General features: G+C 60.5%; 12 protein-coding genes and 1 pseudogene. 10 read left to right on the plus strand and 3 right to left on the minus strand.

Going from position 1 to position 10,716, the window contains the following annotated elements; translation table 11 throughout:
* From ACMGFG_RS24035 to ACMGFG_RS24050, 4 genes and pseudogenes are all read left to right on the plus strand, one after another.
* Window positions 1-109: pseudogene (locus ACMGFG_RS24035) on the plus strand (IS6 family transposase); the annotation flags it as partial.
* Window positions 110-165: 56 nt separating this feature from the next.
* On the plus strand, window positions 166-423 hold the full coding sequence (locus tag ACMGFG_RS24040; protein WP_436932821.1) for a type II toxin-antitoxin system HicB family antitoxin: 258 nt from the start codon (window positions 166-168) through the stop codon (window positions 421-423).
* Window positions 424-669 carry a type II toxin-antitoxin system HicA family toxin gene (locus ACMGFG_RS24045; protein WP_436932822.1) on the plus strand — a complete coding sequence of 82 codons (246 nt, stop codon included), beginning with the start codon at window positions 424-426 and terminating at the stop codon, window positions 667-669.
* A 201-nt stretch (window positions 670-870) separates the two neighbouring features.
* Window positions 871-1,347 (plus strand): SWIM zinc finger family protein, encoded by a 477-nt coding sequence (locus ACMGFG_RS24050; protein ID WP_436932823.1) that lies wholly within the window; start codon window positions 871-873, stop codon window positions 1,345-1,347.
* 122 nt (window positions 1,348-1,469) lie between these two features.
* On the opposite strand, the gene ACMGFG_RS24055 is transcribed toward ACMGFG_RS24050, so the two are convergent.
* From ACMGFG_RS24055 to ACMGFG_RS24065, 3 genes are all read right to left on the minus strand, one after another.
* Window positions 1,470-1,691 (minus strand): DUF7557 family protein, encoded by a 222-nt coding sequence (locus tag ACMGFG_RS24055; protein ID WP_436932824.1) that lies wholly within the window; start codon window positions 1,689-1,691, stop codon window positions 1,470-1,472.
* Between the two features lie 69 nt (window positions 1,692-1,760).
* On the minus strand, window positions 1,761-2,192 hold the full coding sequence (locus tag ACMGFG_RS24060; protein ID WP_436932825.1) for a toxin-antitoxin system TumE family protein: 432 nt from the start codon (window positions 2,190-2,192) through the stop codon (window positions 1,761-1,763).
* On the minus strand, window positions 2,189-2,764 hold the full coding sequence (locus ACMGFG_RS24065) for a DUF7342 family protein (RefSeq protein WP_436932826.1): 576 nt from the start codon (window positions 2,762-2,764) through the stop codon (window positions 2,189-2,191). Before ACMGFG_RS24065 ends, ACMGFG_RS24060 begins: the two co-directional genes overlap by 4 nt.
* 396 nt (window positions 2,765-3,160) lie before the next feature.
* Between ACMGFG_RS24065 and ACMGFG_RS24070 the strand changes: the two genes are divergently transcribed.
* The 6 genes from ACMGFG_RS24070 to ACMGFG_RS24095 are packed head-to-tail and all read left to right on the plus strand — an operon-like array spanning window position 3,161 to window position 10,510.
* Entirely contained in the window at window positions 3,161-3,568 is a 408-nt protein-coding gene (locus ACMGFG_RS24070; protein ID WP_436932827.1) for a hypothetical protein, read from the plus strand.
* On the plus strand, window positions 3,556-5,271 hold the full coding sequence (locus ACMGFG_RS24075; protein ID WP_436932828.1) for a DUF8186 domain-containing protein: 1,716 nt from the start codon (window positions 3,556-3,558) through the stop codon (window positions 5,269-5,271). The genes ACMGFG_RS24070 and ACMGFG_RS24075 overlap by 13 nt, the downstream gene beginning before the upstream one ends.
* Entirely contained in the window at window positions 5,268-6,107 is an 840-nt protein-coding gene (locus ACMGFG_RS24080) for a twin-arginine translocation signal domain-containing protein (RefSeq protein WP_436932829.1), read from the plus strand. The genes ACMGFG_RS24075 and ACMGFG_RS24080 overlap by 4 nt, the downstream gene beginning before the upstream one ends.
* Window positions 6,100-7,494 carry a TrbL/VirB6 family protein gene (locus ACMGFG_RS24085; protein ID WP_436932830.1) on the plus strand — a complete coding sequence of 465 codons (1,395 nt, stop codon included), beginning with the start codon at window positions 6,100-6,102 and terminating at the stop codon, window positions 7,492-7,494. The genes ACMGFG_RS24080 and ACMGFG_RS24085 overlap by 8 nt, the downstream gene beginning before the upstream one ends.
* Window positions 7,495-7,496: 2 nt before the next feature.
* On the plus strand, window positions 7,497-8,513 hold the full coding sequence (locus ACMGFG_RS24090) for a TraC-like domain-containing protein (protein ID WP_436932831.1): 1,017 nt from the start codon (window positions 7,497-7,499) through the stop codon (window positions 8,511-8,513).
* On the plus strand, window positions 8,510-10,510 hold the full coding sequence (locus ACMGFG_RS24095; protein ID WP_436932832.1) for a VirB4 family type IV secretion system protein: 2,001 nt from the start codon (window positions 8,510-8,512) through the stop codon (window positions 10,508-10,510). Before ACMGFG_RS24090 ends, ACMGFG_RS24095 begins: the two co-directional genes overlap by 4 nt.
* The last annotated feature ends 206 nt before the right edge of the window (window positions 10,511-10,716 follow it).

The raw sequence follows: 10,716 nt of genomic DNA on the forward strand, positions 1-10,716 counted from the left end.
AGTAAAACGACGAACTATATGCTTCTCAAACTGTTTCAGCAACGCCGAAGCAGAAACAGCCGACGATTGGCTCAGATCGTTCAGCTTCGCATGGAATCAGCTTATCTGAACACTACCGACCTCCTGGAGTAAACGTTTATCCGTGTAACCGCACTTGCGTGAAATATGAGCAAGCGCGTTGAGCAGACGATAACACTGACCGAGCGTGACGGGCACTGGGTCGCGCTCCACGAGCCGACGGGGGTTGGCGCCCAGGCCGAGACGCGCGAGCAAGCACTTGACGAACTCGACGAGGCAGTCGCGCTACACACCAACGACGCAACCGAGCCGCTTGAGAATGAGGACGAGGTATTGCGGGATCTTGGCATCGAACCCGAGGAGATCGAGGCCGAACCCGACGATCCACCCGCATTCACGCGGTAGATGGTCACGACCGACTTTTCTGGTCGCGAGATCATCAAGGTCCTGCGCAACCACGGCTATCATGTCGTTGACCGGACTGGGAGCCACGTCAAACTCCGGTACAGCAACGACGACACAGGCGAGGTGCGCAACGTCACCGTTCCGGCCTACGATCGGATTGATGTAGATATTCTGCAGAAAATCGCCCGGCAGTGCGGTGCCGAGGACTTCCGAGCGTGGTGCGAGTGGATCGAACGATGCCGGTGACGATCGACCTCTCGATACGTCCTGCCGTAGGGCTGGCGGTACAGTGCTTTTGAGGTAGCGATACTACTGTTTTTCGAGGCGGAAGAGAGGGGGAGAGGGGGGCCCTAGCTACGCCGAAATTCGTACTTTGATGCACCGCACGGTCGGTTATTTCGGCGCCATCAGGGGTGGGGCGCTCAGGAATGGGCGCTCCGATGCACCATGCATCCACTTGAACAACTGGAGTTCCCGAGCCGAGTCGCCAAGCGCGCCCAGTACGAGACCTTCGAGTTCACCCTGTCAGCCGATGGCGTCGTCGTCCGCAACGGGAGTCACGCGAATCCGGACGAGCACGAATATCTCGTCACTGTCGACGATGGCGTTCCTGCAACCTGTGAGTGTCCGGCCGACGACCAGTACGAGGGCGCGTGCAAACACCGGGTTGCGGTGGCGATTCGCCGGCCGTTGCTCAATGCCGTCACAGCGACGGACGAACCACAGCTGGTCGCCCCAGACGGTGGCCAGGTCACATCGTCGGTCGCAGAATCCAATGCCGAAGACGAATCGGTGACCGACACCCGGTCGGCTGGTCCCCAGCCGGCCACGACAGCACCCGATGACGAGGAGTGTTCGGAGTGTTTCGACGACTTCCCATGTTGGGACTGTGTCCGGACGGGACGACGTGACCTTCCAGAGTAAGGCGCCGCGACCAGTGGTAATTATCTAGAAATATACCCAGAAACTCGGTCACACTTCGAGAATATCGACATTGACCAATTTGTGAACGGCCTGCTTGTCGAAGTCGTTCTTATCTAGGCAAATCATTCTGGGCGATTCGAATGGCGTTCGAGTGATTCGCTCATCTCTTCACGGGCGCGAGCCATGTCTTCAACGACACCGTCGTCAGCGAAGCCACCTCTCTCCTCCACATCCTTCTCCGTCGTTGCAAGACGGGCGAGCAACTCATCGTATGTCTCGTCCTCTTGTTTCACCAGTTCGAGTTTCCGTTTCGTTTCATCGGAAATTCGGATAGACGAGCTCATGTTGTATTCGATGTATTCGAGGGGAGTATCTGTTTCGCTGCCGGAGTATCGGGATCGTTCGAGAGTAGCTTATTCTCTCCAAAAGGCTCGCTGGCGGTCTTCAATCTCGGAGAGAACTGTCGACAGTACATCGCGCCACTCCTCCGGATGTGACGCGTCGTCGCCAGGTGTTGGCGCGTCGGGACCTGGGTGGACGTGATCACGCGTATTATGCGTTGACGGATGCCGGTCCCACCGGTGATCGAACGTGCCATCGTCGTGGTCCTCGTGGTAATGGAGGGAGAAGTCGCCGTTCTCGAACCAGACGATCTCAAGCTGAGCGTTCTGTACGTGCTGGGGATAGAAGCCACGATCGTAGTGACAGACGATACGATCCGGCGCAAATTCAGGCTGGACTTCGATCTCGGTGAAGCGGTCGTCCGTGGCGAGCCGCTCCCCGATAATATCTAGACGGTCGAGATCGATCGGAGCACCACGAACGTCGTCTCTGCCGCCGTTCATGCAACAGTGCGCTGACTGGCTGTCCCATCCGAATCTGCTTGCAGTGCTCGTTCGAGCAGCGAGATACGGCGGCGAGTCGTCTGCCACTCGGACACGTCTCTCCACACCGCTTCTATGGATCGGTTCGTCTCGGCTGCCTGCTCAGCAATAGCGACTGCATCCGGAGATTCGACATCGAATTCTGCTTCGAACGCTTCGTCGCGCGCTGCTGCGTCTTTCAAGAACTCGAGGAGTTCGTCGTCGGTATACTGATCGCGGAGGCGCTGAACACGTCGCCAGTTCAGGTACTCCTGATTGCGCTCGTACATCGCAGGGGACTCCGCGACCTGCGTGACGATCCCCATCCGTTCGAACCACTCTAAATATTCTCGGGCAGCATCGACACCATGTCCCGCGAGGTCGGCAACTTCACTGGCTGTTGCAGGACTATCCAGGCCGAGAACAGCATCGAAGAAATCATCGCGTGTCCGCCCACCGCTGACGACCTCGTTGGGAGGGGCAAGCTCGTCAAAATCCGGTTTCTCCTGTTGTTCGTCGGTATCTGCCTTCAGCTCGGGGCGTGGTTCATCCATACTATGGATTCAGTGTTGCTGCGGAATAAAACTTTATTTCGGCGGAATATATCCCACCTCTAGGAAGGCCGTGTTTTGTCGGATACTGGCTCAATACCTGCATAGGACACTTCGAAACAGGCGGTTTCTCCGTACAAGTGGGCTCTATCGGCAATACTCCGATCTGGTATTCCCCATGCGTGGGAAGCCTCGTCGTTAACGGCGAGGAGGATATCATCTGGTATGTATCTGTGGAGCATCCACAGTTACTGTGAGTTACTGTCTGTTTCGCCTATTTTTCAAACTCGATCGGGAAGATATTTACCAGACTGCGAGACGATGTGATGTACCGTCGCTCGTTTCGCGCCGTCGCTCCATCTGGAGCGAATCGCGGCACGCTGAGCGGCATCTATACCAATGTCAGAGAAAACGACGCAGGCAGATTCGTCGCAGTCGAATCGGTCGGGTAATCGAAGTACTTCGCTCCGGACGCTCGGGCTGACACTGTCGGCCCTCGCCGTCGTCGCTATCGAACCAGCCAGCGCCCAGACGGTCGGTGAGTCGTTCTGCCAGACGGACATGGCGACGACGATCCGGAATCTCTTCACACTCATCCAGTTCGGCGGCCCGCTCATCGGCGGGCTCGTGGCGCTGGGCGCGACGGTCGCGATCCCGCTGCTCCGGCGTGCGGACACGAAGAAGGAGCTCAAATCGATGCGCGTCCAGGCGGTCGTCTGGGGCGTCATCGTCGCGCCGCTGGGGACGACCATCCTGCAGTTCCTGCTCACGTCCGTCGTGGCGGGTGGCGCCAGTTGCAGCTTCTGAGTCGCTCGCTCGGCGCCGGAGTCGCAATCGCCGTCCTGCTGGCGATGAGTGCCCTCGTCGCGACCCAGTCGGTCGCCCGCCCGCTCGATACGCGGACGTTTAGCCCGGACGAGGATCATGACCACGGCGACAATCGGAGTCTGTGGTCGCGGGATCGGGACACGATCAATCGCACCGCACTCCGGAATCAAACGGGCTCGGCAACGAACTCGCTGGCGGCCACGACAGACGTTCCGTTCAACCGCCCACCCGAAGCCGTCGCGGCGTGGAACCGCGAGCAACTCGCCGAGTTCCCCGCGTCCGATCACCGGTCGTCGGTCTACCCACCGAGTGCGACGCTCGTCGACGGGCGATTCGTCCGCGACGCTTACACGGAGATATTCACGTTCCAGCCGTCGACGAAGGCACGGCTCACGCCGAACGACCAGCCGCGATATGTCGCCCCGGAGGGCGAACTCTTCGCGACGCTGGATTATCGAGTCGATGTCCCCCGTGACTCGACGACCGCGACGGACCGCATCACGTGGTCGTTGCAGTCGCACGATATTACGGACCTGCAGTTGCTCGTCGACAGGCGCCAAGAAGCCCAGCAAGAGGGGACGCGGACGCCGCGGTTCGACTATGACCTCGCCGAGCATCGGGGGACGAATCACACGCTCACCGTCGCAGCGAACGTCACGGTCGCACTCCAGCGCCAGCACGACTACTGTACAAATCTCACGTCACCGGGCAACTGTACGGCCTGGGCCACCCGGACGACGACCATCAACGAGACCGTCACGGTCCGTGACTCGCGGTCAGTGTCGGAATACCGACTCAGCGTCTTCGGCTTCTACGCCCGGTATCCCGACGGCGACCTCGGGCTAGCCATGTTCAAGAGCGAGCCCTGGCTGGGGTATCGGCTCCCGGAAGGCCGGGTCAACGGCGTCTGGCGGTTCTACTCCGCACGGGATCCCAGCTGGGACCGGCTGGTGACCGCGACGGCAACCAATACGACGACGGAACACTCCCCGATCCACCCCCTGCGGGTGTCGGCGTATCCGATCAAGACGGGCCCGACCGCGTCGCCGGCCGAGACGGTCTCGATCCTGGAGGTCAACGGAAAGCAGCGCGACCCGCCGACGCTGCCCTCGACGGTCAATCTGGACGTTCTGGAGGAGCCCTACCGGACGAGCTTCAGCCTGATGACCCGCTTCGAGACGCCCAACCGCACCGTCTCGGACGTGACTGCCCACGGGCTGGTCCGCGGTGTCCGGACAGAGGCCGACCCGCGCATGTTCGAGGAAGTGCCGATCCACCGGAGTAACCTCACGCTCGCCGTGGAGAACACGACCGACCGGACGGCGACCGTCCGCGTGTCGCTCCGGGACGCAGAGACCGGTGAGCCGATCGAGACGGCCGCAACTGAGGGCTACGTCCGTCTCGCCGGCGAGCCCGTCCAGACGGGCGCGGACGGGACGGTCACGACGACGATCGACCGGCCAGCGGGCGCGATCGACGCCCGGTTCGAGCCGACGGAGTGGTGGCTGCGACAAACTGGTTACGTCGGCGATTCGGACACGGTCTCCGTCCAGGGAACGGTGCTGTCAGTCGTCACCTCGCTGTACCGGGCTGGCGTGCCGGTCGGGCTCTTCCTCCTAGCCGTGTTTCTCATCGACCGGATCACGGGGTTGCCTGTGTGGCCCCCATGGAGGGGATTATGACGGGTGAGCAGCACTCTCGCCGGCAGTTCCTGAAGGGCGGGCTTGCGCTCACTGCAGCGGGGCTGGCTGGGTGTTCGAGTGGTTCAACCGGGACTGCTACCCCGGCATCCATCTTCCGGGAAACCTCGGTTTCGGGGAACTCGCTCAGGGTCACGCTCCGAGAGAATCACGACGTATCGAAGGTCAACCTGATCGGGCCATCCGGGTCGGTCTTCCAGTCGGCACAGGTCGCGACGGGTGCAACGACGGTCGAGTTGGGTCTGTTCGATTATCGGCGCGGCTGGCACTACACGCCCGGCGAGCACACGCTGGTTGCTGTCGCAGATGGAGAGGAGGTCGAGTCAACGACGCTCCCGCTGACTCCCGAACTAGAGATTACGAACGTTGAGCCGTACACTGGCGGTCGGCCGACGCCGTCGAACCGTGCGAATCTCCTCGTTACTGTGGAGAACACTGGGACCGGCCCAACCTGGGTCTACTACGTCGGGTACGAGAACGCACCCCATTCGGCAGCAAACCGTATCCCCACAACCGACTACGCTAGATCGACACCCCTGTTGAACCTCGAAAAACCGCAGTCAGAGGACGAAGTGATATTACAGCCCGGTAACTCGACGGTACTTCGAGGAATACGCTCACCACTACTCCTCTCGGAGGACGACCACTGCAACGGTCTGGAGGTTAATTTGACCGTGATTGTTCCCACTGGCGTTGGTGAGAACGGCCAAAGAGAACTCCGAGCAGTCCTTGACGGAGATCCTGTTCGGGCAAACTTCCGCGGAACTTGCAGCGACATCCAAATAGAGTCACTCCAAGAGAAAAATCCCAATGAGTAATCGATCGCACTGGACCCATCTATTGAGTGTCTGTATTGCTCTCCAGTTTGGAATCGGGTCTGTTAGTGCTCAGAGTGGCGAGGGCGGCGGCAGTGCCCTCGGAGATACCATCATCTGGGCAATCAAGAACGCCCTCAAGGCTCTCTTTGAGCCACTCAAGACGCTGATCCAGAATAACGCAAATACCGTCCTGAGTGTCGCAATTGGGACCCCTCATCCGAACGCCGTGTTCGTTGCTCCGACAAACAACCCTTGGACCAGTGTTTACGGATATTTCTGGGACATACTTACTCCCCTTGCACTCCTATTGTGGGCGCTTTCCGTGGGTATCGTGATATTCCTTGAATCAACAAGCTACCTCTTCAGTAGTTATCACCGGACGAAACTGAAACGTCGAGCCTTTGCTGGGCTTCTAGGGATTCTCGCGTGGTGGTGGATGGATGCGTTAGCGCGTCAGTTCACGAACGAACTGGCTATCTTTCTTGCCCCAGACCTTTCGGAGATCACTCTCTTTGAGACGCTGTCTATCTCCGGCGTTGGAGCGTTGGTGACTGCAGTTACGTATTCGGTGGACCTCTTCCTGATAGCACTAGTCGTCCTCATCTACTTCATCCGAGAGGTCGTGCTCTACCTCTTCACTCTCATGATGCCGATCCTGATTGCTCTCTGGATTCCTGGGGTCGGGCCATTTAGCCTCGTCTCGAAGTTCATGAAGCGAATGGCTGGATTCTACGTTCCGTTCCTCTTCATGACGATTCCGGTCGCACTGCTCTTCCGCCTCGGGCAGATTCTCGGGGAGAACTTCGGCTTCTCAGTGGAAGGGCTCGGCCTCTGGCTCACTGCGCTCATCATCCCGATCGTCGCAATCGCATCACCGTTCGTCCTGTTCTGGCAGGCCGGCTCGATCTTCTTCATGGCCCAGAGTGCATCTCGACACGCCTCGAAGCGGCGCGCCAAATCACGACTGAGTGGGACGAAAGACCGTGCCGAGACTGTGGCCAACGGTGGACGGAACTTCTCACGGGGTGTCCAGGGCAAGCCCGGACGTACGTCCGACGGTCAGATCGTCTTCAACTCTGGCGACTCCCGTGCCCACGCCGCAGGGTCGCGACTCAACGACGCGGGCTCGCGACTCCGTGGAGCGCTCGCCCGATCGTCCAGTTCAGCTGCTGGCGGAGACGACGGTGTGACGGACAACTCGCCAGCGCAGTCGGACACGACCACGGACAGCGCTGCTGTCGACAGCGGCGACGAGGAATCGACGACCCAGTCTGGTAGCCAGGCCACTCGGAGCTTCGATGCACTCCGCGGCGACGGTCGTACGGACAACAGGAGCAGCGACCGAGACAACGACGCGATCGACGACGAACCTCGCTACATTCGCTAACGATGGACGACCGCAATCCTGCAAAACGCATTCCGAAATCGCTCGGTACCGACACGAAACTGTTCGGCAGCTACACGATGACCGATCTGGCCGTCGCGCTGTTTCCCGGCGTGGTCGTCGTCCTCTGTGTCCAGGTATTACTCCCCGCGGGGATGACTGTTCGCGGCTATCAGGTACAGACGCTGGCGCTCCCGCTTGCCGCCGTGATGATCGGCCTCGGCGCACTCTTCGTCTACCTGACGCCAGCGTACACGACCAGCGCCGACTGGGTCACGTCGATGCTCACCTTCCATAGCCGCGACGCCGACCTCGACCACGAGGCCGCGAAGCAGTACACCCAGATCGAGCGGGTGTATCCGCGGCGAAACGCGATCGAACGCACGGACGGGGCCGTCTTCGGGCTCGTGCAAGTGGTTCCACCGACGATGGCACTGGCAACCCAGGAAGAGTGGAACCAGAAAGCCGAGAGCTTTCAGGACTTCCTGAACACGACCGTCGAGTTCCCCATCCAGATCTACTCGACGACCCAGCCGTTTCCCGTCGACGACCATCTCGCTCGCTACGAGGCACGACTTGACGATCCCGACGTGGAAGCCAATCCCCAGCTGGAAGCGCTCATCGAGAACTACCTCGACTGGTACGAGGACGAACTCGACGAGCGCCGGATGACGATTCGTGACCACTACGTCGTCGTCCCGGTCACACCAGGTGAGGTCCGCTTCGACGACGCAAGTCTCGCCCAGCAACTCGCGGACGTGCCCGTGGTTGGGGTGTTCGTTCACGAGCTCTACGCACCCCGAGAAGCCATCGAACGAGCGGCATTGATCGACGAACTCGACGACCGCCTCGATCGAGTCCGGGCTGGCATTCGTGGCATCGACGGCTGTACGGCCCACCGCATCGACGCGACGGAGGCGACGAAGATCGTCGGAGAGTACTGGAGCGACGAATCGATGGACTACGGGCATCTGGATCAAGTGCTTCGAACCCGCGGGCTCGTCGGAGGGCCGGACCGATGATCGAGCGACTCCGCTCGGTCCTGCCGACTCGTGAGGACTCTACCGATCCGTCAGAGCAATCCGAGGATCGGGATGGAGACGACACCGACGAAGCGTCTCCCAAGGCAAGCGAGACGACTGACGACCCACCAGCGGGCGTGAGCGTCGCCTACGACCCGTCGAGTGCAGCAGGCGACGGAGACATCACGGATGTCTCGGACATCCACCAGACGGCCGTCACGCCATCGAGCATCGAACGCGAGCCGAATGTCGTCCGGACGGGCGACCAGTGGGCGCGGACGCTGTGGGTTGGTGAGTATCCGGACACGCCGATGGATGGCCTCTTCGAGTCGTTGTATTCGACGGTGGACACCAGACGGACCGACATCAGCCTCCACATCGCGCCACGTGACACGACTGCAACGCTCGACACGCTCGAAAATACGATCGAGGACTTGCAGGCCGACCGCGAGTATCTCGAGGAGAAACGACGAGCCGGTGCCCGTGGTATTGAGAAGGACATTCAGGACTATCAAGCGCTGTACGACGCACTCAGGAACACGTCGATGAGCGCGTTCGACGTGTCGATGTATCTCGCCGTACAGGGCGACTCGACGGACGACCTGAACGTCGACGGTGTCACCAGCGCCGCTCGTCAGTCGCCGACGAACCTCACGCCCGTGACGCCCCGGTGGACACAGCTGGATTCCTTTGTGTCGGCAAGCCCGGTCGGCGTGGACAAGTTGAACGAGTCGATGGACACGACGATGCCGATGCTCGCCGGTGCTGTCGGCGCTATGTTCCCCTTTGTCGCCGGTGCGTTCGCCGAACCGGGTATCGAATACGGGACGTATGCCCTGAACGAGAGTCCCTTGATCCTCGACCGCTTCGAGCGGGAGACGGGTTACTGTTCGATGGTCATCGGACAACTCGGCGCCGGGAAGTCCTTCTCGACGAAACTGCAGTTGCTCCGGCGGGCGATGTACGACCAGGATACGGTCATCATCATGCTCGACCCGCTGGAGGGGTTCGCCGGTGTGAACGACGCGCTGGGCGGCGAACGGATTACCGTCGGCGGGACGCAGGGCATCAACCCGCTGGAGTTGAAACCAACGCCGCCCGAGGTACTGGCCGATGCACCCGATATCGACCCGTGGTCCGAGCAGATCTCGTGGGTGCTCACGTTCTTCGAGACCTTTTTTACCCACGTCGCGACCAATCCCCTCGCCGACCGCAAGCAGACGCTGCGGCGGGCCGTTCAGGAGGCCTACGACCGAAAAGGGATCACGCGAGCGCCGTCGACCCACGACCGCGAGTCGCCGACGATCCGTGACGTGATCGCGGTCCTCGAAGACATACTGGCCGACCCGGCCGAGTTTGGCTACGCCACTGACGGGGAGCAGGCGAGCGTCGAGAGTGACGCCCAATCGTTGTTGACCGACCTTCGGCCTTCATTCCGTCCGGGCGGTGATCTGGCGAATCTTGCAGCACCGACGGACTTCGATCTCGATTCGTCAGTGTTGTATCTCGACCTGCACCAGGAGGAGGGTGCGACCGGCCGGTCGGAGACGAGTCTCATGATGCAGGTGCTGTTCAACGCCGTCTACGAGCGAGCGAAGGGGACGGACAAGCGCGTCGTCTTCGCAATCGACGAAGCCCACTATCTGATGAACGACGCGACCTCACTGGAGTTCTTGGAGACAGCAGTCCGTCACAGTCGGCACTATGATTTGTCGTTGCACTTCATCACGCAGACTGGCGGGGAGTTCGCCCTGACGCCCGAGGCTCGGACGATCGCGAATCTCTGTTCGATTACGTTGATTCACCGGGTGCAGGAGGAGACCGACAAGCTTGCAGAGTGGTTCGGCCTGAGCGAGCGTGAAGTGAACTGGATACGGACTGCGAAGGCTGGTAACGATGAAGACGGGTTCTCCGAGGCGTTACTCGGGATCGACGAAGAAGGGTGGTTCCCGCTTCGGGTTCGAGCGAGTGAGTTCGAGATCGAGAGTCTCGACTAGTCCGCAGGGGGCCTTGCAGTCAACCTCTAAGATGGTTCATCCATTATCCCGCCACGACCCCCAGACCTCTCGGTAGTTCCCGAGTTCTCTGCCTTGTTGAATCCGCGGACGACGTAGCGATCACTCCTTGATGGCTTGTTCGAGGTTGTAGACCGCAGCGGTCAACACCAGTTCACGGAACTGGCGGTACCAGGCGCTTGGCCCGA

The sequence above is a fragment of the Halosimplex halobium genome, assembly GCF_051414055.1.
GTDB classification, from domain to species: Archaea; Halobacteriota; Halobacteria; order Halobacteriales; family Haloarculaceae; genus Halosimplex; species Halosimplex halobium.

Coding starts and splice junctions, on each gene's coding strand:
- ACMGFG_RS24040 (WP_436932821.1), top strand. CDS start 166: ATGAGCAAGCGCGTTGAGCAGACGATAACACTGACCGAGCGTGACGGG.
- ACMGFG_RS24045 (WP_436932822.1), top strand. CDS start 424: ATGGTCACGACCGACTTTTCTGGTCGCGAGATCATCAAGGTCCTGCGC.
- ACMGFG_RS24050 (WP_436932823.1), top strand. CDS start 871: ATGCATCCACTTGAACAACTGGAGTTCCCGAGCCGAGTCGCCAAGCGC.
- ACMGFG_RS24055 (WP_436932824.1), bottom strand. CDS start 1,691: ATGAGCTCGTCTATCCGAATTTCCGATGAAACGAAACGGAAACTCGAA.
- ACMGFG_RS24060 (WP_436932825.1), bottom strand. CDS start 2,192: ATGAACGGCGGCAGAGACGACGTTCGTGGTGCTCCGATCGATCTCGAC.
- ACMGFG_RS24065 (WP_436932826.1), bottom strand. CDS start 2,764: ATGGATGAACCACGCCCCGAGCTGAAGGCAGATACCGACGAACAACAG.
- ACMGFG_RS24070 (WP_436932827.1), top strand. CDS start 3,161: ATGTCAGAGAAAACGACGCAGGCAGATTCGTCGCAGTCGAATCGGTCG.
- ACMGFG_RS24080 (WP_436932829.1), top strand. CDS start 5,268: ATGACGGGTGAGCAGCACTCTCGCCGGCAGTTCCTGAAGGGCGGGCTT.
- ACMGFG_RS24085 (WP_436932830.1), top strand. CDS start 6,100: ATGAGTAATCGATCGCACTGGACCCATCTATTGAGTGTCTGTATTGCT.
- ACMGFG_RS24090 (WP_436932831.1), top strand. CDS start 7,497: ATGGACGACCGCAATCCTGCAAAACGCATTCCGAAATCGCTCGGTACC.
- ACMGFG_RS24095 (WP_436932832.1), top strand. CDS start 8,510: ATGATCGAGCGACTCCGCTCGGTCCTGCCGACTCGTGAGGACTCTACC.